The following is a 26,399-nucleotide window of genomic DNA, read 5'->3' on the forward strand; positions in this document are numbered from 1 at the left end:
CGAGCGCACCGACACCGCTGCGGGTGCGGGTCCGACGTGGTATCGGCGCTGTCGGCCCCGTCTGTTGCAATAGCCGTCGTGGTGCGTTCGGATAGGCCGGTGCGGCTGGTGCGCCGGAAGGCAGCGGCTCCCCGGGCTCGGACCTGGGGCGCCGACCTCGGCGCGCTGTTCGCCGGCACCCCGCCCGCGACCGCCGCGCGACCGGGCGCGAATCGGATCTGGCGGGTGCTGGGCGGCCCGGGTACCGGGAAGACCGCGCTCTTGGTGGATGTGGCGGCCACGCGGATCGCGGGCGGGGCGGATCCGGAATCGGTGCTGCTGCTCACCCATTCCAAACAGGCGGCCGGTGCCGCCCGGGACGCGCTCACCGAACGGCTGGACCACTGGTCGGTGTGCGCCCCGGTGGTCGCGGAACCCGCGACGGCGGACGACTCGATCGGCACCGACTCCTTGTTCGTGCTCCCCGAACCGGTGTCCCCGCTTCCCGATTCTGCTGTGCGGGGCGTCGCCGGTGCGACCCGGGAGCCGCTGGCCCGCACTGTGCACTCCTACGCCTTCGGGATCCTGCGGCGCCAGGCCGCGCGATACGGAAACCCACCGCCGCGGCTGCTCACCGGTGCCGAACAGGACGCGGTACTGCGTGAGATGTTGCGCGGTGATCTGGCCGATATCGCCGCCGGAGCCGGGGATCTGTGGCCGCGGCGGTTACAGCCCGCGCTCGGCCTGACCGGTTTCGCCGACGAACTGCGCGATCTCATGTTGCGGGCCGCCGAACGCGGTCTGGGCCCGGAGGGCCTGATCGAACTCGGGCGGCGTCGCGACCGGCCCGACTGGGTGGCCGCCGGTGGTTTCGCGCTGCGCTACGAACAGGCCATGCTGCTGCGCTGGTCGGTCGGGGTGGCCGCACCGGAGGCATCGGCGCCCGCCCTGAACGCGGCGGAACTGGTCGGCGCGGCCCTGGACGCGCTGGCCGGTGATGCCGAACTGCTGGCGGCCGAACGGGCCCGGTTGCAATGTCTCCTGGTCGACGACGCGCAGCATCTGGATCCGCAGGCTGCGCTGCTGGTCCGGGTGCTGGCCGCCGGTGCCGCGACCACGGTCGTCGCCGGTGATCCCGATCAGGCCGTCTACACCTTCCGCGGTGCCGATGCCCGGTTCCTCACCGAACTCGAGGTACCGGCGGCGCGGCGCATCGTCCTCTACGACAACCACCGGTCGGGTCCGGCGATCAATACCGCCACGGCCCGGATCGCGTCCCGGCTGCCGGGCGCTGCCGCCCATCGAGTCGTCCGGGCCGATCTCGGCCCGGCGGAGCGTGGTGAAGCGCCGCCGGACCCCGGCGCCGAGCCGCCCGCTCCGGCGGAGGTCCGGGTACGTGTGCTGGGCAGTCCGGCCAAGGAAGCCTCGCTGATCGCGGACCATCTGCGCCGCGCGCATCTCACCGAAGGGGTGCCGTGGTCGCAGATGGCCGTGGTCGTGCGGTCGGTACCGCTGCTGCTGCCGCCGCTGCGGCGGGCGTTGCTGGCGGCCGGGGTCCCGATCGCGCAGCCCGCGAACGATATGCCGCTGGCGCGTCGCCGCGGCGCGGCCTGGATGCTGCTGGCGCTGCGAGCGGTACTCGCCGGGGAGGCGACACCACGCGGTGCGGGTTCCACCCGATCCCTCTTCGGCCCCGACGAGGCGCTCGATCTGCTGGCCGGACCGCTCGGCGGAGCCGATTCGATCGCGCTGCGCCGGTTGCGCCGCGGTATCCGCCGCACCGCGGTGGAACTCGCCCGCACCGCCGGCTCGGACACGGCGGCGGCGGGTTTCCCGCTCGAACCGGTCGATGAGCCGCCGGTCCTCGACCCGGAGTCCGCCGACGATCCCACCGCGGACCTTCCGCCCCGGGACCCCTTCGCCGATATCAGTCGGCATGTGGCCGACGCGGACTGGTACGGGCTCGACGACAACTACTCCGCGGATCCCTGGGACGGCCTCCCACCGGAGCCGCCGGACGACGAGGAATTCCCACCGGAGCAGCCGCACCCGATCGACAGGCATGCTGCCGAACCGGCTGATGGGGAGGTCGCCGAGCCGGCCGAGGGACAAGCCTTCGGATCGGCCGGGGAGCGTCCCACCGGGTCGGCCACCGGGCCGGCTGCCGAATCGGCCGACCGGCTCGCCACCGAGCCGCCAGATGCCACCGATACCGGCACGCATAGTGCGGTGCGCCGGGAAACCCGCACTGTTCGAAGCGAATCGAAGGGTCCGGCGGCAGCGCCGGAGACCCGCGCCGCCCGGCGCGAATCCGGAATTCCGGTGGGTGGGCAGGAGAGCCCGACAGGTGGCCCCGACCAGGTCACCGGGCATCCGGGTGCCGGTGAGCGAGATGTGCAGGCCCGGTGGCAGATCGGCATCGGCGACCAGGGACAGGGGGGCGATACCGGCGGTGCGCAGCACCACCCGGGTGACCCCGCTGGGCAGACGACCCGCGTTGCCCCCGTCCCCGACCGGCCTTCGGTGGAAGTGCTGCGGGATCTGCTGCTCGGCGCCGGCGACGACCGCATCGTGGCCGGACTCACCGAGGTCGAGATCGCGCCCCTGAACCGGGCGGCCCGCACACTGGACCGCGCGCGCCGGGTCCGGCGCGACGGCGGCGGGCTCGAGGATGTGCTGTGGGCGCTGTGGACCGGATCGCGGCTGGAACGGCGCTGGCTGGCGCAATCCCGGCGCGGCGGCGCGGCGGGGATGCAGGCGGACCGCGATCTCGACGCGGCCGTCGCGTTGTTCGACGCGGCGGCCGCCTATACCGACCGGCTGCCGGGCGCGACCATCGAGGGATTCGTCGAATATCTGCTCCAGCAGCAGATACCGCACGACCGGGCGGTGCGATCGCACCGGGAGGAGGCGGTGGATCTGCTGAGCGCCCATGCGGCGGCCGGCCGGGAATGGGAGGTCGTGGCCGTCGCCGGGGTGCAGGAGGGGATCTGGCCCGACCCCCGGCCGCGGGGCACGCTGCTGCACACCGAGGATCTGGTGGACGATATCGCCGGGATCACCGAACGGGTCAGTCGTGCCGCGCCGATCCTGGCCGAGGAGCGCCGGCTGCTGTTCGTGGCGTGCAGCCGCGCCCGGCGGTCGCTGCTGGTGACCGCGGTGGAATCGGTGACCGGCGACCGCGATCTGGTCCCCTCCCGGTTCCTGGCCGAACTGCTCGGCGGTGCTACCGACGGTGAGCCGGGCGCTCTCCCGATCGCCGAACCCGGCCGGGTACTCGCCCTGCACGCGCTCATCGCCGAATTACGCGCCGCGGTCTGCGATCCGGGGGCCGGTGCCGAACGCCGCGGCCGCGCCGCCCGGCAGCTGGCCCGGCTCGCGCTCGCCGGAATTCCGGGTACCGCACCCGACGACTGGTACGGCGTACCCGGACTCAGCTCCAGCGAGTCCCTGTGGGAGGACGACGCGCCGATCGCGCTGTCCCCGTCGACCGTGGAACTGCTGCGGACCTGTCCGTTGCGCTGGGCGCTGGAACGTAACGGCGGTTCGGACGGGGACAATCCCTACGCCGTCAAGGGAACTCTGGTGCACACCCTGGTCCAGGCGCTGGCGGGCCGGGTACCGCTCGAGCAGGTCCGTGCCGAACTCGCCGAGAGCTGGTCGAATATCGATCCGGAGACCAACTGGTACTCCCGGCAGGAACTGCGCCGCACCGAAGCCATGCTGGACGCGTTCGTCGCCTGGGTGCGCAACACCCGCCGCGAACTGACCCAGGCCGGTATCGAGGTATCGGTCGACTGTGTACTGCCCGCTCCGGCCGCCGACGCGCCCGAAGTCCGGATCCGCGGCCGGATCGACCGGCTGGAACGTGATGCCGAGGGCCGGTTCGTGATCGTCGATGTGAAGACGGGCAAGAATCCGGTCAGCGAGGCGGACGCGGCCCAGCACGCGCAGCTGGCGACCTACCAGGTCGCGGCGGCCGCGGGAGCCTTGGACGAGGGGACCACCGATCCCGAACCCGGTGGAGCCCGGCTGGTGTATGTCGGGTTGCCGTCCTCCAGCGGGGTCGCCAAGGAACGCGTCCAGCCGGCGCTGGACGCCGAAGCGCTGGATACCTGGCGCGAAACCATCCACGCGGCAGCGGCGAGTACCGAAGGCCCCGGCTTCCTGGCCATCCGCAACGAAGGCTGCCGGCACTGCGCCGTGAAGAACAGCTGCCCGGTGCAGGACGCCGGGCGTCAGGTGACCGACGAGTGAGCGCCCGGGTCTCGCCCGGCCGGCTGGCCGACGCGCTCGGGCTCCCGCCACCGACCGCCGAACAGGCCGCGGTCATCGCCGCGCCCCCGGGCCCGGCCCTGGTGGTGGCCGGGGCCGGGGCGGGAAAAACCGAGACCATGGCGGCCCGGGTGGTGTGGATGGTCGCCAACCGGCTGGTCACGCCCGAGGAGGTGCTCGGGCTGACCTTCACCCGTAAGGCGGCCCAGCAGCTCACCGCCCGGATCCGTACCCGGCTGGCCCGGCTGGCCGGATCCCGGTTGCTGCGCGATCTCGATCCCTCCGGTGAACTGCGTAGCACCCTGGCCGGCGCGGAACCGGAGATCAGCACCTACCACTCCTACGCCGGCCGGTTGCTGGGCGAGCACGGTCTGCTGCTCCCGGTGGAACCGTCGGCCGCGCTGCTCACCGAAACCCAGTTGTGGCAGCTCGCCCACCAGGTGGTGCGCGGCTGGGACGGAGACCTCGAGACCGAGCGGTCGCCGTTGACGGTGACCGAAGCGGTGCTCGCGCTGTCCGGTCAGCTGGCCGAGCATCTGGTGGAACCCGAGGAACTCGCCGAAGCGCACACCGAACTCGAGAAACTCGTGCACACTCTCCCGCCCGGCCCGCGGCAGCGCGGTGGCCCGAACAAGGATCTGCTCGCCGTCCTGCGCGCGCAGCGCGAGCGGGTGGCGCTGCTCCCACTGGTCCAGCAACTGCGGGAGACGCTGCACCAGCGCGGTGCGCTGGATTTCGGGGCCCAGATGTCACTGGCGGCCCGCTTGGCCGCCGAACATCCCGAGGTGGCCGCGGCCGAACGCGCCCGATTCCGGCTGGTGCTGCTGGACGAGTACCAGGACACCGGCCATGCCCAGCGCATCCTGTTGTCCGCGCTGTTCGGTGCCGGCTATCCGGAGCGGTCCCGCGGGCCGCGTACCCGGGCCCCCGAGCTCTCGGTGACGGCGGTCGGCGATCCCATGCAGTCCATCTACGGCTGGCGCGGGGCCTCGGCCGCCAACCTGCCGCGTTTCACGACCGATTTCCCCGTCGGCCCGGGTGTTCCGGCGCCGGTGCTACCGCTGCTCACGAGCTGGCGCAACCCGCCCGAGGCGCTCGAGCTGGCGAATATGGTCGTGGAACCGCTGCGCGGGGCGGCCCGGGCCGGCGGCGGGGTCACGGTCGACGCGTTACGCGCGAAACCCGGTGCGCAGCCGGGTGCCGTCGCGCTCGCACTCACCGATTCGGTTGCCGATGAACGCCGCTGGATCGCCGAACGGATCGCCGCCGAATGGGCGGCGGCCCGCGCGGCCGAACGGCCGCCGCCCACCTCCGCGGTCCTGATCCGCCGCAATGCCGATGCCGCCGAACTGGCCGAGGAGCTCCGGGCGTGCGGGCTGCCGGTCGAAATCGTGGGCCTGGGCGGATTGCTGTCGACACCGGAAGTCGCCGATATCGTCGCCACCCTGCGCCTGATCGCCGATCCGGCCGCCGGTAGTGCCGCCGTCCGGATTCTCACCGGCGCCCGCTGGCGCCTGGGCAGCGCCGATCTGGCCGCGCTGGCCCGGCGTGCCCGCGAACTGTCGATCAGCCGCGACCCCGGTGGCGATATCACCGACTCCACCAGCCTGGCGGCGGCCCTGCACGAGGTCGCTCCCGAACCCGCCGAACGCGCCGGTCTGGCCGACGCGATCGCCGACCCCGGTCCGCCGGACCGCTATTCGGTAGCCGGGTACCGGCGGGTCACCGCACTGGGCCGGGAACTGGCCACGCTGCGCGAACGGGCCGCGCAACCACTGACCGAACTGGTCGCCGATGTGGAACGCACCATCGGCGTCGGCGTCGAGACCCAGGCGCGACGCGCGCTGGCCGGTGCCGGTGCCGGCCGGGAACACCTGGATGCCTTCGCCGAGGTGGTCGCCGGATACGCGGGCGACTCCGGGGCGAACCTGGGCGGCCTGCTCGCCTTCCTCACTGCCGCCGAATCGGTGGAGAACGGACTGGAACCGGGTGAGGTCGAGGTCGCCCCGGATCGGGTCCAGGTGCTCACCGTGCACGCGGCCAAGGGGCTGGAATGGGAGGTCGTGGCGGTACCCCATGTCACCCGCGATGTGTTCCCGTCCACCCGCGGGGTCAACACCTGGCTCGGTGCCCTGGCCGAACTTCCCACGACGCTGCGCGGCGATCGGGCCACCGCGGAGGCACCGGACGGGGTCCCGGTGCTCGATCTGTCCGAGGTCACCGATCGCGCCGAACTGCAACGCGGACTCACCGCGCACAAGGAGGCGCTGGCCCGGCGCAGACTGGACGAGGACCGGCGCCTGTTCTACGTAGCGCTCACCCGCACCGAACGAGCCCTGCTGGTCTCGGCCCACCACTGGCCCGAAACCGGCGACAAACCCAAGGGCCCCTCGGAATTCCTGCTCGAGGTGAAAGCCGCCGCCGAACTGCCCGGTAGCGGAGTCGAGATCGCGCACTGGGCCGTCGAACCCGAACCCGGCGCCCCGAATCCGCTGGCCGCCACCCCGGTGACCGCCACCTGGCCCGGCGATCCGCTCGGTGACCGCCGCGCGGAGATCGAGGCGGGCGCCGCACTCGTCCATGCCGCGCTGACGGAATTCGCCGACGGCGCGGATGCACCCGAACCCGATGACGATCCCGACGGCTGGATCGCCGATGTGGACGCATTGCTCGCGGAGTACCGGGCCGGTGCGGCCGCGGCGGCCGAGGTCGAACTGCCGACCCAGCTGCCGGCCACCGCGCTGGTCGAGATGCGTGCCGATCCGGGCCGGCTGGCCGCGCGGCTACGCCGCCCGCTCCCGTACCCGCCCAACCCGATGGCGCGCCGCGGCACCGCTTTCCACGCGTGGGTACAACGCTGGTTCGCCACCGATCAGTTGCCCGGCCTGGACGACCTCCCCGGCGCCGCCGATGCGGGGGCCGCGGCCGATGCGGAACTGGCCCGGATGCAGGACGCCTTCCTGTCCTCGCGCTGGTCGGCGCGGCGCCCGGTGGAGGTGGAGGTGCCGTTCGAGACCACCATCGCCGGGGTGGTGATCCGCGGCCGGATGGATGCGGTGTTCGCCGAACCCGATGGCGGCTGGACCGTCGTCGACTGGAAGACCGGCGCCGAGCCCGGTCCCGCCGACGAAGCCGCGGTGGCGGTGCAGCTGGCGGTGTACCGGCTCGCCTGGGCGCGGTTGCTGGCCGCGCGGACCGGGGAAACCGAGGATCGGATGCTCGGGCGGATCGGTGCCGCCTTCCACTATGTGCGCAGCGGTCGCACCGTCGCGCCCGAGCGCCTACCGGGTCCGGCGGAGCTGGTCGCGCTGCTCACCGAACCGACTCGCGGGGACGCGGCCGGGAACTAGCCGGCCCGGCGCGCCGGATCCTGCCGGAACGCCAGGCGCGCTCGTCGGATATCAGTCCCGCGGCGCGCGGCGGCTCACGGCCAGCGCCCGGGAGACCAGCGGCCACTGCATGGGCAGGCGCAGCAGCCAGACCGCCTTGAGTACCGACGGTGCTTTCGGATTACGCAGGGTGTCCACCGCGAGCTGGATATTCGCCGGGAACACCGCGATGAACAGCAATGCCGCCAGTCGGCCGCCGAGCCGGCGGGTGCGCGGGATCAGCAGGGCGGTGCCCACGCCGATCTCGGCGACACCGGACCAATAGGTGTAGGTGCGCGCCTTTCCGGGCAACTGCGGGGGAATGGTCGAATCGAAAGGTTTGGGAGCCACGAAGTGCAGGACGCCGGCGCCGATGAGCAGCGCGGCCAGTCGAAGCGCCGGGGTGCGACCGGAATCCGGTGCGCCCGCCGGGGTGATATCTGCCATGGCACCACCATAGATACCCGCCCCTACAGCGTGTCCGACGTGACGGCGGGCGAACGGGTAGGCTCCCGAGCTGTGTCGGAGGGACTGAGGGTGACCGGTGTGCGGGACGGCCGGGCCGGTGAAGGGCGGCGCCGGTGACTTCGCGTTTCGCCGATCTCGGGAGCCGGGCCCGCGGCGCGGCCGAGCCACCGGATTTCGCGCTGGTCGGCCTGCTTCGTATCCCGGAGGTCCAGAACAGCCCGTGGATATCGCTGACCCGGCGGGTGCTGTTCGCGGTCGGGCTGTTGTGTGCCGCGGCATTCGTCGTCTATCTCGGCCGTGACGGTTACCGGGACAGCGCCGACGATTCGGTGACCCTGCTGGACGCCTTCTACTACGCGACCGTATCGCTGTCCACCACCGGGTACGGCGATATCGCACCGGTCACCCCGTCGGCCCGGCTGGTGAACATCTTCGTCATCACCCCGTTGCGAGTGCTGTTCCTCATCGTCCTGGTCGGTACCACACTGGCGGTACTCACCGAACGTTCCCGTCAGGCATTGAAGATCCAGCGTTGGAGGCGCACCGTGCGTAATCACACCGTCGTCGTCGGGTACGGCACCAAGGGCCGCACCGCTATCGACGCCATGCTCGGTGACGGCGTACAACCCGCCGATATCGTCGTGGTCGACACCGACGCGGTGAGCCTGGAAGCAGCCTCGACCGCCGGGCTCGTCACCGTGCACGGCTCGGCCACCCAATCCGATGTCCTGCGGTTGGCGGGTGTGCAGAACGCCGCCTCGGTGATCGTGGCGACCAACCGGGACGACACCGCGGTCCTGGTCACGCTCACCGCCCGGGAACTCACCAAGAAGGCCAAGATCGTCGCCTCGATCCGCGAATCGGAGAACACCCACCTGTTGCGGCAGTCCGGTGCCGATTCGGTGGTGGTGTCCTCGGAGACCACCGGCCGGTTGCTCGGGATCGCGACCACCACCCCCAGCGTCGTGGAGATGATGGAGGATCTGCTGACCCCGGAGCACGGTTTCGCGGTCGCCGAACGCGAGGTCGAACCCGGTGAGGTCGGTGGGTCACCCCGGCACCTCAGCGATATCGTGCTCGGTGTCGTGCGGGCCGGTGAGCTGGTCCGGGTCGGGGAACCGTCGGTCGATGCCCTGGAATCCGGCGACAAACTGCTCTACATCCGTCGCGCCCGCTGACCCCGGCGCGGCCGTTACCGGGTCGGGATAGTCTCGAAACGTGGCCGTCTTCCAGCTCAACCAGATTCCCCTGCTGTCCCGTTCGGCGCTCGACCGCGCCGACCATCTGCGCGCCGACGCGCAAGCGCTGAAAGAGGGCTGGGCCACCGCCCGGCTGTTACGGGTCGGGCGGCGCGGTGCGGTGCGTTTCGAATCGGGTGCGCTGATCTGGGATTCCGCCCTCGAGCTCGCGGCCGAACCCAGCCCCGAGGCCGTATTCCTCGGTGTCGACAACGGTGTCCACCTGTGGGCGGTCGCCGACGGTTCGCTCACCGGGACGTTGCGGGATCTGCGCCAGCTGGCCGACGCGCCGATCGACGATTTCACCGCCGGGGTGCTGTCGGCCGCGCTCGCGCTGATCAACTGGCACGCCAGCGCCGCCTTCCACGGAATCGACGGCACGCCGACCGTACCGGCCAAGGGTGGCTGGTCCCGGCTGGCCGAGGACGGGCGGGAGGATTTCCCGCGGACCGACCCCGCCGTGATCTGTCTCATCCACGACGGCGGCGACCGTGTGTTGCTGGGCCGGCAGGCGAGCTGGCCGGAGACGATGTTCTCGCTGCTGGCGGGGTTCGTGGAGGCGGGGGAGTCGCTGGAACGCTGCGTCGAACGGGAGATGCGCGAGGAGGTCGGGCTCGATGTCCGCGATATCGAATATCTGGGCAGCCAGCCCTGGCCGTTCCCGCGGTCGCTGATGCTCGGGTTCTGTGCGCAGGCCGACCCCGCGCAGCCGCTGGTCTTCTCCGACGGTGAGATCGCCGAGGCACATTGGTTCACCCGCGACGAAGTGCGCGGCGCGCTCGCGGCGGGGAGCTGGCGGGCGCGGCCGGAGGACGGTGCGGCCGCGCCGGTCACCGGCGCGCGGCTGCTGCTGCCCGGGTCGATATCGATCGCCCGGACGATCGTGGAATCCTGGGTGGCCGCCGGCCGGTGACCGGCGCGCCGCGGCACCCTTTTCCGGTGCGCCGCGATGTTCACCCTGCGCGAAGACCGTCCGGCGGGGCGGACCGGCCGGTTCGTCGCGCCTACTATGGACGACATGCAGCTTCACGAAGCGCCGGCCGGCCACGGTTCGCGCGCGCTCCCCGGACAGCACCCGGACGTCATGCCGGCGGGTGAGGCGGAATGAGCGATCTCCCGTTCGGATTCTCGCAGGGCGACGACGACGATCGCGGCCGCGGCGACAAACCGGGCGGCGGCGGTAACGATCCCTTCGGGTTCGGTGCCGGCGGTGCCGGGTTCGATCCCGCGTCGCTGGGCCAGATGCTCTCGTCGCTGGGCCAGATGCTCAGCGGTATGGGCCAGGGTATGACCGGCGGTGGCAGTGGCCCGGTGAACTACGACGTGGCCAAGCGATTGGCCCGTCAGCAACTCGGCAAAACCGTCCCGCCGGTGTCCAGTGGTACCGCCGCGGCGGTCGCCGACGCCGCGCATCTGGCCGAACTGTGGCTCGACGATGCGACCACCTTCCCGGCCGGTGCGACGAATACCGTCGCCTGGACCGCGAACGATTGGATCGAGAAAACGCTGCCCACCTGGCAGCGGCTGTGCGATCCGGTGGCCCAGCAGATCTCCGGGATGTGGACTGCCGGGCTGCCCGAGGAAGCCCGCGATATGGCCGGCCCCATGATGGGCATGCTGGGGCAGATGGGCGGGCTGGCCTTCGGTTCGCAGCTCGGCCAGGCGCTGGGGCAGCTGGCGAAGGAGGTGCTGACCGGCACCGATATCGGTCTGCCGCTCGGCCCGGCCGGTACCGCCGCGCTGCTGCCCACCGCCATTTCGGAGTTCAGTGAAGGACTCGAACAGCCGGAGAGCGAGATCATGGTGTTCCTCGCCGCGCGCGAGGTCGCCCATCAGCGGCTGTTCGTCCATGTGCCCTGGTTGCGTCAGCAGGTCCTGGGGGCCGTGGAGGACTACGCGCGCGGGATCACCATGGATTTCTCCGCGCTCGAGGACGCCGCGCGCAATCTCGATCCGTCCGCGCTCACCGATCCGTCCAAACTCGAGGAGATTCTCGCCCAGGGCAGTTTCGAACCGCAGACCACGCCCGAGCAGAAACAGGCCCTGGACCGGCTGGAGACCCTGCTCGCCCTGATCGAGGGCTGGGTACAGGTGGTGGTGGCCGCCGCGGTGGGCGACCGGTTGCCCGGGGCGGGCGCGCTGGCCGAGACACTGCGCCGGCGGCGCGCCACCGGCGGGCCCGCCGAACAGACCTTCGCCACGCTGGTCGGTCTGGAACTGCGGCCGCGCAAACTGCGCGAGGCGGCGACGCTGTGGCAGCGCCTCACCGACGATGCCGGAACCGCCGCGCGCGACGGTGTGTGGGCGCATCCCGATCTGCTTCCCGACGCCGCCGATCTCGACGCGCCCGCGGGTTTCATCGATTCGGTGATCGGTGGCGGCGCCGGCGTTTTCGACGATCCGCTCGCTCAGCTGGCCGCGACCGAGGCCGCCGAACGCGAGGCGGCCGCCGGGAAGTCCGGCGCCGATACGGAATCCGCGGGTGGCGCCGACGCCGAGGACGGCGAACAGCGTCCCGATACGGATCCGGAAGATCCCGGTCCCGGTCGGGCCTAGCGGGGGACGGCCCCGATACGGAGTTCTCCGGGACCGATTTCGCGCTGTTTTCCGTGAGCCCCGTAAGAGGTGTAGCGGATAGGCCCTCACCTGCGTGAACAGGGTTTGTCCACAGGCTGCGAACCTGTGGACAAACCGGTCCGGCGAACCCGTTGCGCCGCAACGTCGCTCGCATACTGCTCATATGACGACGCTCCGGCCCCGCGGTCCACTCCTGCATCCCCGGGTGCCGATCCTGGTCCGCTCCAACGGGCAGGTCCAACTCGGCTGGGATCCGGATACCGCCCTACTCTGCGAGGTACCGGGCCTGGAAACGCAGCAGGTTCTCGGGTTCCTCCGCCTGATCGACGGGCTGAACAGCAGACCCGCGATCATCTGGCAGTCCCGCGCGCTCGGTCTGGAACCCGGGCAGGCCACGGTCCTGTTCGAGGTGATCGATAGCGCGGGTCTGCTGGTCCACCCGCCCCGGCCCGCCGGTTCCGTACGCACGATCCGGGTGCACGGAATCGGCCCGCTCACCGACGCGATCACCGCCGGCCTGCGCGATATGGGGATCCGTCCGCAGCGGTCACGCGAATACCGCGGCGCTGTCGGCGGCCGGAGCCGCCCCGCCGATCTGGTGGTCCTGGCCGACACACTGATCCCCGATCCACGGTTGGTGCGCGATCTGTCCGATACGCGGACGGCGCATCTGGTCGTCCGGCTCCGTGACGGTAAGGGGATCGTCGGCCCACTGGTCCAGCCCGGGCGCACCAGCTGCCTGCGCTGCGCGGATCTGACGCGGGTCGACCACGACGCGGAGTGGCCGCGGTTGGCCGCGCAACTTCTCGGACGGACCGGCCATGCCAGCCCCGCTGGTATCGCCGCGGTGGCCGCGCTGGCCCTCGGCGAATTGGAGACGATCATCGCCTGCGAGCCGGGCCGAGCACCGGAAACGCTCGATCGGACGCTCGAACTCGACCTCGATACCCGGTTCCTCGACCGCCGATCCTGGGCGCCGCATCCCCGCTGCGGTTGTCTCGGGAACGGCACCGGAGCGAGCGTGTGATGACATTCACATTCGGCGCCGAGGGTAATTCTCTGCGGTTTTCCGTGGCAGATGCCCCGGGTTGTCGGCCATTATGGGGGAGTGTCTGAGATCGTGCGCCGGCCCATGTCCCGCAATGCGAAGTTGGCAAAGATTCCGCTCGGGGTAGCGGGGCGCGCAGCGGTCGGTTTCGGCAAGAAGCTCGCGGGCGGGGATCGTAAGGAGATCAACACCGAGCTCAACCAGAAGGCGGCCGAACAGCTGTTCGCGGTGCTCGGCGAGCTCAAGGGCGGCGCGATGAAGTTCGGCCAGGCCCTGAGTGTGATGGAGGCCGCGGTTCCGGAGGAGTTCGGTGAGCACTATCGGGAGGCGCTCACCAAACTGCAGGCCGCCGCGCCCCCGATGCCCGCCGCCACCGTGCACCGGGTCCTCGACCAGCAACTCGGTACCGATTGGCGTAAACGTTTCCAGGAGTTCGAGGACACCCCGGCCGCCTCGGCCAGTATCGGCCAGGTGCACAAGGCCGTCTGGGCGGACGGCCGTCCGGTCGCGGTGAAGGTGCAGTACCCGGGTGCGGACGAAGCATTGCGCGCCGACCTGCGCACGCTGAACCGGATGACCGGCCTGTTCGCGAAGGTCATTCCCGGCGCCGATGTGAAACCGCTGCTCGCCGAGATCACCGAGCGCACCGAAGAAGAACTGGACTACCGCAACGAAGCCGCCAATCAGCGGGCTTTCAGCAAGGCATACGACGGGCATCCCGAATTCGTGATCCCCAAGGTGGTCGCCAGCGCCCCGAAGGTGATCGTCAGCGAATGGCTCGACGGCACACCGGTTTCCGCCGTCATCAGTGCCGGACAGGCCGATCCGGCGGGCACTCGCCTCCTGCGCAACCGGGTGGCCGGGTTGATGGGCCGGTTCCATTTCTCGGCCCCCGAAACGGTGGGCCTGCTGCACGCCGACCCGCATCCGGGCAACTTCATGATCACCCCGGAGGGCAAGCTCGCGGTGATCGATTACGGTGCCTGTGCGCCGTTGCCCGGCGGTTTCCCGGAGCTGCTGGGCCGGATCCTGGCCCTGGCCGTCGCCGAGGAATACGGCGAACTGACGAAGATCCTGCACGCGAACGGCTGGGTGCTGCCGGGTAAGACGCTCACCGAGACCGAGATCGAAGACTACCTGCGCCCCTTCACCGACCCGATCCGCACCGAATCGTTCCACTTCACCCGGCGCTGGATGCAGCGCGTGGCGGGTAAGGCGACCGATTACTCCTCCCCGGAGATGAAGACCGCGCGGGCGATGGTGCTGCCGGCCGAATACGTCATGATCTTCCGCGTGCTCGGCGGGTCGATCGGTATCTGCGCTCAACTCGATGCCGAGGTGCCGTTCATGCAATTGGCCTCCTCCTGGCTGCCCGGCTTCCGGGAGCAGCGCGACAGCGCCTGAAAAGCGTTCCGGTACAGGCGGATATCACGCGCGGTGGGCGCGGCCGTCGATATCACCGCACAAGCGAACGAGCCGCTCATCGGCGAAGCGATGAGCGGCTCGTTTCCGGTGTCGGTGTGTACCCGTGGGGCACACGGAATCCCTGTCAGACACAGCTGGCGACCTTGCGCGGCCGGCCCCGCGGGCGCTTACGGGCGATGACGACCCCCTGATCGAAGATCTCGCCGCCCCAGACGCCCCACGGCTCCCGCCGATCGATGGCCGCGGTCAGGCAGCCCTTACGGATCGGGCAGGCCGCGCACAGCGCCTTGGCCTCTTCCAGCTGGACCGGGCTCTCGGCAAACCAGAGGTCGGGGTTCCCGGCCCGGCAGGGCAGGACAGGAAGCCGCTGGTCCGCGGGATCGGTTGCCACGGTGCTACACGCCACATCAGTGGTGGCCGACGGCCAGCTCTGGGTGGTGGTGACCACGTCGTTCTCCTTCAGCTTGTTGTGCAGCGGTTCGGTGTTCGTTCTGCGGAACCGATGCCTTGTGGGCTGAAGGCCGGAAATAATTCTGGCCACGGTTCCGCATCTGCGTCCCGTGGCCAGGAGGTGTGGGGTTGATCCCTACCTTGGTCGGCTGTGGGGCCGCCTGTTCACGGTCGCTGGGTGTCCTTTGCGAAGGCTTTCCGCTCGCTTATCTGCCACTGCGGGTGCAATGACGGGATCGATAGCGAAGGAGCCGGCAGCTGCGACTGCAGCCCCCGGGTGCCAGTTCGCGACGGACTGGTCCTGCGGTTCGACGATGTTCTGCTGATGCGAATAGCGGATACGCGCCTGCTCATCGGCGAAATCGAGGCAGGACAGGCCGGTCCCCTGCAAAGCGAGGAACCCCCGGGAAGCAGCCGCTGACGACCGCATATTCGGCGTTACGGCGACGAAGCCGTAATTCGTTGTGCCGTTCATCTGACTGCCTCCCTCCTGTACTCGTGGTCGTGATGTGGACTGTTCTTCAGTGTGCGCGTGGATGTACCCTCCCGAGCGCGATTTCCACCTTAAGCAATCTCGCCGGACTCGACAACCTATTTTCTACCTGCGGTTTTGCCGGGATCTCCGCCGGAGTCGCGATCAGCGCTGGATCGAGCGGCGCGATCAGCGGGAGATCGAGCGGCGCCGGGACCGGATGATGGCCAGTACCTCCGCACCGTATCTGCGCATCTTGCTCTCGCCGATACCCAGTGCGGCCAGCGCGGCTTCGTCCTCGGGCAACTGCTCGGCGATGGCGGTCAGCGTGTTCACACCCAGGATCCCGCGCGGGTCGATCGCCAGTTCGGCGGCCTTCTCCCGCCGCCAGTCCTGCAGGGCGCCGAGCAGTTCCGTATCCGGTTGTCCCACACAGTTCTTGCATCGGCGCAGCAGCAGTGTCTCCGAATCGAGCAGCGCGCGACCGCAGATCCGGCACACCGGGCGGTTCGCGTCGTTGGCCGGCGACGGCGGCGCGGCTATTCGGGAGGCGGGTGAGTTGTCGGGTACCAATCCGGTGAGGAAACGGGAACGGCGCCGGGTCCGGCGATCACCGTCACCGCGACTCGACGCCCAGGACAACCGGAGATGGATCCGGGCGCGGGTGACGCCCACATACAGCAGCCGACGCTCCTCTTCCAGGGCCGCGATATCGGAGACCGAGCCGTCGCCGTTCAGGGTGTAGGAGATGGGCAGGGTGCCGTCGCTGAGCCCGACCAGGAACACCGCGTCCCACTCCAAGCCCTTGGCTGCGTGCAGTGAGGCCAGTGTCACACCCTGCACGGTCGGTGGATGCCGTGCTTCGGCGCGGGCGGCCAGTTCACGCAGCAGCCCGGCCGCCGTCAGCTCCGGTTCGTGTTCGACGAGGTCCTCGGTCAGCCGGACCAGCGCCACCAGCGACTCCCACCGCTGACGAGCCTGGGCGCCCGCCGGCGCCGAGGTGGTGAGCCCGATCGGGGCCAGGGCCGCCCGGACCAGGCTGATCAGTTTCTTCCCGGAGGAGGCCGCCGCGGGCAGGTCGTCGCGAGCCGTCGTCCGGCGCAGCTCCTGAACAGCCTGGCGTACCTCCGGCCGCTGGAAGAACCCTTCGCCGCCGCGCACCTGATAGGCGATTCCGCGCTCGGTCAGCGCCTGTTCGTAGGCTTCCGATTGCGCGTTGATCCGGTAAAGCACGGCGATCTCGGCGGCCGGTGTGCCCGCGGCCAGCAGATCGTCGATCCGCCGCGCCACATCGGCGGCCTCGACGGCGAGTTCGTCGTATCCGGCGAATTCCGGTTCCGGCCCGTCCGCTCGCTGACCCACCAGCTGCAGCCGGGTGCCCGCGATCCGGCCCTGCGCCATCCCGATCACCCGATTGGCGAGATCGACGACCTGCGGGGTGGAGCGGTAGTCGCGTTCCAGCCGGACCACGGTCGCGTCCGGGAACCGGCGGGAGAAGTCCAGCAGCTGCCCGGGCCCGGCGCCGGTGAAGGAGTAGATGGTCTGGTTCGCGTCCCCGACGACCGTGAGATCGTCGCGTTCGCCCAGCCAGGCATCGAGCACTCGTTGCTGCAGCGGAGTGACATCCTGGTATTCGTCGACGACGAAACACCGGTAGCGTTCGCGGAACTCGTCGGCGACCGACGGATAGTCCTCGAGTGCGGCGGCGGTGTGCAGCAGCAGATCGTCGAAATCCAGCAGCAGCCCCTCCGGTGTGGTCTTCACCGATTCGTAGGCCGCGTAGACCTCCCCGATCCGGGCGGGAGCGAACGGTGTCTCCCGCCGATGGGCCGCGGCCGCGGCAGCGTAGTCCTCGGGCGCCACCAGCGACGATTTGGCCCATTCGATCTCGCCGAGCAGATCCTTCACACTTTCGGTACCCGAGGCCAGACCCACCCGGTTCGCGGCCTGGGCGACCACCGGGAATTTGCTGTCCAGCATCCGCCACGGCACTTCGCCGACCACCTGCGGCCAGAAATACCGCAACTGCCGCAACGCGGCGGCATGGAAGGTGCGGGCCTGCACGGTCGATGCTGCGTCCCCGAGCCCCAGCGTCCGCAGCCGCCCGCGCAGTTCCCCGGCCGCGCGTGCGGTGAAGGTGACAGCCAGCACCTGATCCGCCCGTACCTGCCCGGCCGCCACCAGATGTGCGATGCGGTACGTGATGGTGCGGGTCTTCCCGGTACCGGCGCCGGCGAGCACGCAGACCGGCCCCCGCGGTGCGCGGACAGCGGCGGCCTGCTCCGGGTCCAACTCGGATAGATCGACTGCGCCCACCGGAGCAGTGTATTTCGAGAGCACGGGACGGGCGGCGCCGGTGCACCCGGGTGGTGTCTTCGGCGGCGCGGAATCGAGACCCCGCGGTCTCGCCGATGGACCCTGCAATAAACGCGAGCACCCCGGTGTTGCTCTGTTCGTGACTGACGTGACTGCGGACCTGACCATGTATTCGACCACCTGGTGCGGTTATTGCCGCCGGTTGAAGACCCAGCTCAAAGAGGCCGGGATCAGTTACGTGGAGGTCGATATCGAGCAGGATCCGGCTTCGGCGGAGTTCGTGGGAAGTGTGAACAACGGCAACCATGTCGTGCCGACCCTGAAATTCGCGGACGGGTCCACCGCTACCAATCCGTCCTTGGCCGAGGTGAAGCAGGCGCTCGCGCGCCAGAGCTGATCCGCGCCGGCCGGCCGGTAGCCGATCTCGTGGCTCGCGCTCGCGTGCCTGTCCCGCATTGTGCGGGTCCGGATGGCTAGTGTTGACCGGGTGAATCGTCGGCTCATCACGCTCCTGGTCGCCCTGTTCCCCGTTCTGCTGTTCGGTGTGGTGGGCAGTGTGTACACCGTGCCGTTCGTGGCGCTGGGTCCCGGACCCACCTTCGATACGCTGGGCGAAGTGGACGGTCTGCAGGTCGTGCAGGTGTCGGGCGCGGAGGTGGACCGGACCAACGGTCATCTGAACATGACCACGGTCGCGGTACGGGACGGACTGACGATCTTCGAGGCGCTCGGTTTCTGGGTGAGCGGCCGGCACGGGATCGTGCCACGGGCCGAGGTCTACCCGCCCGGGGTGTCCCGCGAGGAAGTCGACGAGTCGAACGAACAGGATTTCGCCACCTCGGAGAGCAATGCCGAAGTCGCGGCCATGCATCAGCTGAATCTGCCGACCGCGGTGCTGGTGCACGAGGTCTCCGAGGACGGCCCCGCCCACGATGTGCTGCGGCCCGGGGATCAGATCGTGAGCGTGAACGGTAAACCGGTCGCGACCACTCAGGACGTGGTGACCGAGGTGTCGAGCCGGGCTCCCGGGACCGTGTTGACGGTGGTGTACCGGCGCGACGGCGCCGAACAGACCGCCGGTATCACCCTCGGCGCCCGGCCCGACGACGCGGCCAAGGGTTTCCTGGGGCTGACACCCACCGAATCGGCGGCCCCGCCCATGCAGATCGATTTCAATCTGGCCGATATCGGCGGCCCGTCGGCCGGGTTGATGTTCAGCCTCGCCCTGGTGGAGAAGTTGAGCCCCGGAGATCTGGACGGCGGTTCCTTCATCGCGGGCACGGGCAGTATCGACCAGGACGGCAAAGTCGGCGCGATCGGCGGTATCCAGTACAAGATGATGGCTGCCCGGGAGGCCGGCGCCGAGACGTTCCTGGTCCCGGCCGGTAACTGCAACGAGGCGAGCCAGCGGATCCCCGACGGCCTGCGGTTGGTGCGGGTGGAGACCCTGGCCGGCGCGGTGCAGGCGCTGGAGGATCTGTCGGCGGGCCAGGCCGCGCCCAGCTGCAGCTGAGACCCGCACCCGGCACGCACACCACCTGCGCCGCACGGCCGGCGTGTGTAGTCGGAACTACGCGTCGTTTCTCGGGCGTGGTCGAGCGTGAGAAGAAATCTCGGGGTCGACCGGAGTCGCCGCAGCGCTGCCCCGTCTTGTCCGGCCCCGCTCCAGACCAGCAGTGGCTCGTCTGCCCATAGCCGAGCCCTGAACTGGACCCACCCACCACTCTGCCGAGTGGCCGGCGTACGTGGCAGGCCCACCCACCGATGCGTCAGGCGCGGCCCGAGGCGCTCGAGTTCCGGCAGTGACTCACCCGGCTACAGCCGAGCCCCCCACCCCACCACCGCCTCACTCTTCCGGACGGTCGGCATCCATGGGCGGGGTTGATAGGGCCCCACCACGCGGTGCCGGAGGCACCGCCATAAACACAGCTATTCCCCGGTGTCTTCGAACGTATGCCGTAGCGCTTCCACCAGGTTCGGCGCCAGGTTGGGGTAGGTGCGCAGATCGAGGTCGGCGTCCGGGTCTTCGTCTTCGGCGGGTCGTAACTGCAGCAGGCACAGGCTGTTTCCCGTACGCAGCACGGCCGCGAACAGCCGGGCTTCCCGTCGTCCCGGATGCGCGTGGGCGGCGGCCCGGCCGGCCGCGTCGGCGGCGTCCGCGTCGGCCAGCAACGGGGTGAGGGCCTCGTCGAGATCGTTCTCGGCGTCCGGCGGGAGTACCACGATCTCCTGGACCAGGACACAGCCGGCGACCGCGGGGGGCCAGCTGGTGGTGGCGAGGAATTCGTCCAGCGCCATCGATCCGCCGGCCACATGATCGGGCAGGGGGTCCTGGGCGATCGGCGTGAGCTCGTCCGCCGCGTCGACCTGATCGATCAGCGCGGGTTCGGCGGCCACCAGATCCGCGGTTCTGACCAGCGCGAACATCTGCGGTGATCTTTCCCAGCCCTCGGCGTCCACGAACTCCGCGACCTCGTGGACGGAACGGGCAAGGACGATTTCGGCATGCAGATCGGCGCTCACCGGACCATCCTCGCATCCGCCGGCACGACACCGCCCCAACCCTGTGGTCGCGAAGATGTCCGTTTTCCGTAAAGTGGGCGCAGAGGGTCCGTGCAGGGCCCGACCGCAACAATTCGGACTGCGGTGCAGCGGCCGGTGGCGCACCGGTTCACTCGCCGCCGGACCCTGGAGAGTGGCATCGTGGGCATGCGCCCCCCCGCCGGTTTACCATCGCTGTCCCGGCGCAGCCGTCTGCTGCTGGTGGCGGCGGTGGTGCTGGCCGCACTGCTGTTGGTAGGGCCCCGGCTCATCGACACCTATACGAACTGGTTGTGGTTCGGGGAGGTCGATTTCCGCGGGGTGTACCTGACCGTGTTGCTGACCAGGATCGCGGTTTTCGCGGTGGTCGCACTCGTGGTCGGGTCGATCGTCTGGCTCGCGCTGTTGCTGGCCTACCGGTCCCGCCCCGTCTTCGTGCCGACTTCGGGCGCCGGTGATCCCATCGCCCGGTACCGGACGACGGTGCTGGGCAAGCTGAAGTTGTTCGGGCTGGGTACCCCGGCGTTGCTGGGGATCCTGTCCGGGCTGGTCGCCCAGTCGAACTGGGTCACCGTGCAGTTGTTCCTGCATGGCGGCTCCTTCGGACGTACGGATCCGCAGTTCGGGCTCGACGTGGGCTTCTACGCCTTCGATCTGCCGTTCTACCGGATGGTGCTGAATTGGCTCTTCGTCGCCGTGGTGATCGCGTTCTTCGCGAATCTGGTGACGCACTACATCTTCGGCGGCCTGCGGCTGACCGGTCGGGAGGGTGTGCTCACCACCCCGGCCCGGGTCCAGCTGGCGGTGCTGGCGGGTGTGTTCGTGTTGTTGAAAGCCGTCGCGTACTGGTTCGACCGGTATCAGCTGCTGATGAGCAGCCGGAAGGAACCCACTTTCAACGGTGGTTCCTTCACCGATATCAACGCGGTGCTGCCGGCCAAGCTGATCCTGCTGTCCATCGCGGTCATCTGCGCGCTGGCGTTCTTCGCCGGGATCGTGTTGCGGGATCTGCGGGTGCCCGCGATGGCGGCGGCCCTGCTGGTGCTCTCCTCGGTGCTGGTGGGCGCGGTGTGGCCGCTCATGGTCGAGCAGTTCTCGGTGCGGCCGAACGCGGCGGAGAAGGAGAGCGAGTACATCGAGCGCAATATCGATGCCACCCGCCAGGCCTACGGGATCACCGACGACAAGATCGAATACGTCGATTACAAGGGGGAGAGCAGCAAGAATCCGGTGAATGTGCCGGTGGACCATGCCACCATCGCCAACGCCCGGCTGCTCGATCCGAACATCCTGTCCCCGACGTTCACCCAGTTGCGGCAGCTGAAGAACTTCTACGGGTTCCCCGAGACGCTCGATATCGACCGGTACGAGCTCAACGGCCAGGTCCAGGACTACATCGTCGCGGCCCGCGAACTGTCCCCGGCCACCCTGAGCGGTAACCAGACCGACTGGATCAACAAGCACACGGTCTACACGCACGGCAACGGTTTCGTCGCCGCGCCCGCCAACCGGGTCAACCGGCCGCAGTCCGAGGACCCCAACGCGGCGGGTGGTAGCAGCGATTCGGGTTATCCGATCTTCCTGGTCAGCGATCTGTTCACGCCGAAGGACCAGCAGCGGATCAAGGTGGACCAGCCGCGTATCTACTACGGCGAGCTGATCTCGCAGTCCGATCCCGATTACGCCATCGTCGGCGCCGAGGAAGGCCAGAACCCGCGCGAGTACGACACCGACCAGGCCCGTTTCACCTATGACGGTTCCGGCGGTGTACCGATCGGGAACTGGTTCAACCGGCTCGCGTTCGCGGCCAAGTACGCCGAACGCAACATCCTGTTCTCGTCGGCGATCAGTGGCGATTCGAAGATTCTCTACAACCGGTCGCCGCGCGACCGGGTGGAGAAGGTTGCGCCGTGGCTGACACCGGACGGTAACGCCTATCCGGCCGTCGTGGACGGGCGCATCGTCTGGATCGTCGACGCCTACACCACGCTGGACAACTACCCCTACGCGCAGACGACCTCGCTCGAGGGCGCGGTCGAGGACAGTATCGATCAGCGCACCGGCCGGTTGCTGCCGCGTAAAGAGGTCAGCTATATCCGCAACTCGGTCAAGGCCACCGTCGATGCCTACGACGGCTCCGTGAAGCTGTACGAGACCGATTCGAGCGATCCCGTGCTGCAGGCCTGGCGGGGTGTGTTCCCGGACGCGGTGATTCCGGAGGATCAGATCAGCCCCGAGTTGCGCGAACACTTCCGTTACCCGGAGGACCTGTTCAAGGTGCAGCGCGAGATGCTGACCAAGTACCACGTGGATGATCCGCGCGAGTTCTTCACCAACAACGCGTTCTGGTCGGTACCTGCCGACCCGACCGTGGAGGGCGTATCGGCCAGCCAGCCACCGTACTACGTGCTGTTGGGCGACCCGGAGACCGGTAAGCCGGCGTTCAACCTGACCAGCGCGATGGTCGGGTACAACCGGCAGTTCCTGTCCTCCTATATATCGGTGCGTTCCGATCCCGACGGTTATGGGAAGTTCCGCATCCTGCAGTTGCCGACCGATACGCAGACCCAGGGTCCGCAGCAGACGCAGAACACGATGACGACAGCGCCACAGGTCTCCCAGGAGAAGACGCTGCTGTCGAACTCGAACAAGATCAGATACGGCAACCTGCTCACGTTGCCGGTGGCCGACGGCGGCATCCTGTACGTGGAGCCGTTCTACAACGAACGCAATACCGGGCAGAACACGGCGACGTTCCCGCAGCTGCTGCGGGTGCTGGTCAGTTATCGCGATCAGGCCGGCAGCGTGAAGGTCGGTTACGGATCGACTCTTGCCGACGCGCTGAACCAGGTGCTACCCGGTGCGGGTGCGCTGGCCACGCCGTCCGGTGGTGATCCGGCCACCCGGCCCAGTCCCGGGAGTGCGCCACCGCAGCAGTCCCAGGGCGACGAAACCGATGGGCAGGGCACGCCCGCGGCCAACGGGGCGACGCCACCACCGGCGAGTTCAGGGTCGGCTGCTCAGGACGCCGCGGCGGCGGATCTGAGTCGCAAGATCGATGCGGTGCGCACCGCGATGCGCACCGGCAACTTCGAGGAGTTCGGCCGCGCGCTGGATGAACTGGACGCTGCTGTGAAGGCGTACCAGGACGCGGGCGGTAGGTAGCCGCGACCGCTCCGGCGCGGGTGCTGCCCGGCGAGCCGGGAACTACCGAAGAGGCGCCGCCGTCCGGCTGGACGGCGGCGCCTCTTCGGTGAGCCCGGCCTGTAGTCCGCGCGGCCGACGGTGCTCGGACGTAGCTCAGGAGCTCTCGGACGTAGCTCAGGAGCTCCGACGCCGGGTGGCGGCGCCACGGTGGTGCAGGGCGAGCCGACCTCCGCTCGGGGAGATCAGGTGAAAGACCAGGCGTCGCACCTCCGAGGTCCCCGGTATGAGCCCTGCCCGAAGGCAGCGGTGGCAGTCGCCGGTGCCGTCGGTCCGATGCGTGCGCAGGGCCGAGCACGTGAGCTCTCGCGAGATGGCTGGGCGTTCCGTGCCGGTCGGGTGTTCGGGCCGGCGGAAGTATGGGCCAGCGGTGCTGTGGCCGGAGGTACGAAAGAGGCGCTGCCATCCGGGTGGATGGCAGCGCCTCTCGTCACGCACCGGGTACCGGCGCGCTCAGTGCGCGCCGGTAGGGGTCACAGGTACGAACCGCACACCGGCCAGGCACCGGGTCCCTGGGTGGCGAGCACGTTCTCGGCGACGCGGATCTGCTCTTCGCGGCTGGCGTCGGCAGCGCTACCGGAACCACCGTTGGCCTCCCAGGTGCTCTGGGTGAACTGCAGGCCGCCGTAGAAGCCGTTGCCGGTGTTGGTGGACCAGTTGCCGCTGCTCTCGCATGCGGCGACGGCGTCCCAGTTGCCCGACGAGGCCGAAGCGGTGGCCGTGGAAAGACCGAACGGTACGGCAACGAGAGCTCCGGCGATAGCGGTCATGCCGAGGGCGCGGGTGCTGAACTTTCGGGTCTTGGTCATATGCGAATCCCTCCCTGTGCCCACCAGCAGCGCGTTGGAAGCTGCGTGCCCCTGTCCCCAGGTGATGTGTCGGGGTTTGATCCGAACCGTGGGACAGGGTTACCGGTGTTCTCCGGTTCGGCCGGCCCGTCCCGGTTGGTCGGGGCCTGGCAACGACGGTAACGAAGAAATCTCGTCAGATCACGTATCGATAACTATCAATACGTCGATTGGTGCAAACCGGGAATATGCGGAAAACTCCAGGTCATATCCGGAATTTCCCCGTACCCAGGCATGCCCGCTATGACACGAATATGTGACGGGCATCACTGGAAAATCGTAATCCGTGTCACGCATATAGCACTCGAGATGTTGGGCAATCGCTCCGTTAACGTTCTGATGCCGACCGGTCGAGCATCGGTATCGAGCGGTGATGTGCCGGGATATCGATGGTGGTCGATGGAGGCGGAGATGACCTCGCGGGCGGGGGAGCGCGCCCTTCGCTTCCTGGAAAAAGTGGCGATGAGCTCGCGATTTGGTGGTAATCCGAAGCCGTGTGTAATGTTGTGTTCACCCAACGCGGGGTGGAGCAGCTCGGTAGCTCGCTGGGCTCATAACCCAGAGGTCGCAGGTTCAAATCCTGTCCCCGCTACTACAGAAGAGGCCCCGGACCAGCTGGTCCGGGGCCTCTTCTCTTTCTCGTACATCGCCGAACTCGGCGGTATCGGTACCGGCGTCCGTGTGCTGTGGATGCCTTCCGATGGGCGGCGCCGGTGTGCCGAGTGACGCGTCGGGCGCTGTGCCCGGTTTCGGAGTCCTTCCTCTCATTCCGTCGATGCCCCTCGGCGGGTGGCTGCCTGCGGACTGTGGCGATCCGGGCCGGTGTGCACGTCGGGACGTTGCCTGCGGCGTCTTCGGCGACGCGGTTTTCGGATGGTCCCGGGCAGCTCAGCGGCACGTTTTGGAGTTGCCGGTGACAGTGCGTACTGTTGAGGACACCCAACGCGGGGTGGAGCAGCTCGGTAGCTCGCTGGGCTCATAACCCAGAGGTCGCAGGTTCAAATCCTGTCCCCGCTACTACAGAGAAGGTCCCGGAGAGATTCTCTCCGGGACCTTCTCTTTTCTGTGGTGTGTGATCGTCGACGGAGGCTCCGCGCGGTATCGGCGGCGGGGTGGAGCTGCCGGGATCTGTGGCCGGCTCGCGGGGCGCCGTCGTACCGGGCGGGGGCGGCGGACCGGGGTGGCGACAGTGGAATCTGTGTTTCCTTCCTGTGCGTGTGTTCGGATCGGGAGGTCGTCGCCGGGTACCGCGGGTCTCGGTGGCCGGATCGGCTGAGGCTTCTAATCAATGGGCAATCTGTCGGCTATTACATAGAGGAAAGGGGCGTGGTGATCGTCGACAAGTAGCGTTGGGCACCGAAAAAGGTGGTCCGAGAAGATTTCCGGACTGCCTGATCAGTAATAGCGGAAATGCATCTCGTAAATTACAACAATGCAATTCGGCCTGGGTGTCCGGCCGGTGCCGTGAACCGCGGAGCTCGTGCGAAATACGTTGTGGATCGTCAACGGGCCGAGTGGTTTCGAGGCGTGCGGGGCGGATGGAGCACGGACAGCGCTGCGGCGCAGCGCCGCCGGAGCGGGCGAGCCCGCCGCGTTGCCCGTGGGTGACAGACCTGGTTTGCTGGATCGACTGCCCAGAACCGGAGGGATTAGGCGTCGTGCCATCTGATTTCACGCTGAAGGCGGTCAACGCCGCGCATCGAGTGCTGCTGCGGGTCAGCTTCGGCCGCTTCGGCACCGAGTACTTCGGGATGCCGGCGCTGGAACTGACCACGATCGGCCGCAAGACCGGCCGGCCCCGCTCCGTCATGCTGACCGCGCCGATCGTCGACGGTGACGACTACATCATCGTCGCGTCCAGGGCCGGTGATCCGACTCATCCGGCGTGGTACGGGAACCTTCGGGAAGTGCCCAGCGTGGAGGTTTCGTTCCGCAACGGTCCACGCCGCGCCATGACCGCCCATATCCTCACGGCGGAGCAGCGGGCGCCGCTGTGGTCCCGGATCGTCGCCGACCACCCGGTCTACGGGGACTATCAGGAGCGCACCACCCGGGAGATCCCGCTGATCCGGCTCACCCCGAGGGTCGAGAGCGCCTAGGGCCTGTCCTGTAATTCATCGCAACCAGAGCACGATCGCGGCGATGGTGAGTTCGGCCTGGTAGTAAGCGGCACGCTTGGCGTAACGGGTG

At 69.0% G+C, this 26,399-nt stretch carries 17 protein-coding genes and 2 tRNA genes; 14 read left to right on the forward strand and 5 right to left on the reverse strand.

Annotated elements, in window-relative coordinates:
- Nucleotides 1-81 precede the first annotated feature (81 nt).
- A complete protein-coding gene (locus ACWEWT_RS30695) occupies nt 82-4,236 on the forward strand; it encodes a PD-(D/E)XK nuclease family protein (RefSeq protein ID WP_452564251.1) in 4,155 nt (1,384 codons plus the stop codon).
- Nucleotides 4,233-7,604 carry an ATP-dependent helicase gene (locus ACWEWT_RS30700; protein ID WP_452564224.1) on the forward strand — a complete coding sequence of 1,124 codons (3,372 nt, stop codon included), beginning with the start codon at nt 4,233-4,235 and terminating at the stop codon, nt 7,602-7,604. Before ACWEWT_RS30695 ends, ACWEWT_RS30700 begins: the two co-directional genes overlap by 4 nt.
- Before the next feature lie 51 nt (nt 7,605-7,655).
- On the opposite strand, the gene ACWEWT_RS30705 is transcribed toward ACWEWT_RS30700, so the two are convergent.
- Nucleotides 7,656-8,069, reverse strand: coding sequence for a DoxX family protein (locus ACWEWT_RS30705; RefSeq protein ID WP_452564226.1), 414 nt, complete (start codon nt 8,067-8,069; stop codon nt 7,656-7,658).
- A gap of 134 nt (nt 8,070-8,203) precedes the next feature.
- Here ACWEWT_RS30705 and ACWEWT_RS30710 point away from each other — a divergent pair, with 134 nt between their 5' ends.
- The 6 genes from ACWEWT_RS30710 to ACWEWT_RS30735 all read left to right on the forward strand — a co-directional run bounded on the left by ACWEWT_RS30710 (nt 8,204) and on the right by ACWEWT_RS30735 (nt 14,357).
- Nucleotides 8,204-9,268, forward strand: a complete 1,065-nt coding sequence (locus tag ACWEWT_RS30710) for a potassium channel family protein (protein ID WP_452564228.1) — start codon at nt 8,204-8,206, stop codon at nt 9,266-9,268.
- A gap of 40 nt (nt 9,269-9,308) precedes the next feature.
- Nucleotides 9,309-10,241, forward strand: coding sequence for an NAD(+) diphosphatase (gene nudC, locus ACWEWT_RS30715; protein WP_452564229.1), 933 nt, complete (start codon nt 9,309-9,311; stop codon nt 10,239-10,241).
- 36 nt (nt 10,242-10,277) lie between these two features.
- Complete coding sequence (locus tag ACWEWT_RS30720) at nt 10,278-10,436, forward strand: hypothetical protein (protein ID WP_452564230.1); 159 nt, start codon at nt 10,278-10,280, stop codon at nt 10,434-10,436.
- Entirely contained in the window at nt 10,433-11,884 is a 1,452-nt protein-coding gene (locus tag ACWEWT_RS30725; protein WP_452564232.1) for a zinc-dependent metalloprotease, read from the forward strand. Before ACWEWT_RS30720 ends, ACWEWT_RS30725 begins: the two co-directional genes overlap by 4 nt.
- A gap of 184 nt (nt 11,885-12,068) precedes the next feature.
- On the forward strand, nt 12,069-12,932 hold the full coding sequence (locus ACWEWT_RS30730; RefSeq protein ID WP_452564234.1) for a TOMM precursor leader peptide-binding protein: 864 nt from the start codon (nt 12,069-12,071) through the stop codon (nt 12,930-12,932).
- 51 nt (nt 12,933-12,983) lie between these two features.
- A complete protein-coding gene (locus ACWEWT_RS30735; RefSeq protein WP_452564236.1) occupies nt 12,984-14,357 on the forward strand; it encodes an ABC1 kinase family protein in 1,374 nt (457 codons plus the stop codon).
- A gap of 145 nt (nt 14,358-14,502) precedes the next feature.
- Here the strand turns inward: ACWEWT_RS30735 and ACWEWT_RS30740 are convergent, their stop codons facing one another.
- On the reverse strand, nt 14,503-14,784 hold the full coding sequence (locus tag ACWEWT_RS30740; protein ID WP_452564252.1) for a WhiB family transcriptional regulator: 282 nt from the start codon (nt 14,782-14,784) through the stop codon (nt 14,503-14,505).
- A gap of 705 nt (nt 14,785-15,489) precedes the next feature.
- Complete coding sequence (locus tag ACWEWT_RS30745) at nt 15,490-17,616, reverse strand: ATP-dependent DNA helicase UvrD2 (RefSeq protein WP_452564238.1); 2,127 nt, start codon at nt 17,614-17,616, stop codon at nt 15,490-15,492.
- Between the two features lie 166 nt (nt 17,617-17,782).
- Between ACWEWT_RS30745 and ACWEWT_RS30750 the strand changes: the two genes are divergently transcribed.
- Both ACWEWT_RS30750 and ACWEWT_RS30755 read left to right on the forward strand, forming a co-directional pair.
- Nucleotides 17,783-18,013, forward strand: coding sequence for a mycoredoxin (locus ACWEWT_RS30750; RefSeq protein WP_452564254.1), 231 nt, complete (start codon nt 17,783-17,785; stop codon nt 18,011-18,013).
- 90 nt (nt 18,014-18,103) lie between these two features.
- A complete protein-coding gene (locus tag ACWEWT_RS30755; protein ID WP_452564239.1) occupies nt 18,104-19,129 on the forward strand; it encodes a YlbL family protein in 1,026 nt (341 codons plus the stop codon).
- Between the two features lie 416 nt (nt 19,130-19,545).
- Here the strand turns inward: ACWEWT_RS30755 and ACWEWT_RS30760 are convergent, their stop codons facing one another.
- Nucleotides 19,546-20,139: a PPA1309 family protein gene (locus ACWEWT_RS30760; protein ID WP_452564241.1), complete on the reverse strand. Its 594-nt coding sequence runs from the start codon at nt 20,137-20,139 to the stop codon at nt 19,546-19,548.
- Nucleotides 20,140-20,319: 180 nt separating this feature from the next.
- Between ACWEWT_RS30760 and ACWEWT_RS30765 the strand changes: the two genes are divergently transcribed.
- Entirely contained in the window at nt 20,320-23,322 is a 3,003-nt protein-coding gene (locus ACWEWT_RS30765; protein WP_452564242.1) for a UPF0182 family protein, read from the forward strand.
- 512 nt (nt 23,323-23,834) lie between these two features.
- Here ACWEWT_RS30765 and ACWEWT_RS30770 read toward each other — a convergent pair.
- Entirely contained in the window at nt 23,835-24,170 is a 336-nt protein-coding gene (locus ACWEWT_RS30770) for a transglycosylase family protein (protein WP_452564244.1), read from the reverse strand.
- A 557-nt stretch (nt 24,171-24,727) separates the two neighbouring features.
- Between ACWEWT_RS30770 and ACWEWT_RS30775 the strand changes: the two genes are divergently transcribed.
- The 3 genes from ACWEWT_RS30775 (at nt 24,728) to ACWEWT_RS30785 (ending at nt 26,308) form a co-directional block, all read left to right on the forward strand.
- Nucleotides 24,728-24,801 (forward strand) — tRNA-Met (locus tag ACWEWT_RS30775).
- Nucleotides 24,802-25,152: 351 nt separating this feature from the next.
- Nucleotides 25,153-25,226 (forward strand) — tRNA-Met (locus tag ACWEWT_RS30780).
- 641 nt (nt 25,227-25,867) lie between these two features.
- Entirely contained in the window at nt 25,868-26,308 is a 441-nt protein-coding gene (locus tag ACWEWT_RS30785) for a nitroreductase/quinone reductase family protein (protein ID WP_452564245.1), read from the forward strand.
- The last annotated feature ends 91 nt before the right edge of the window (nt 26,309-26,399 follow it).

Source organism: Nocardia sp. NPDC003963 (genome assembly GCF_053605105.1).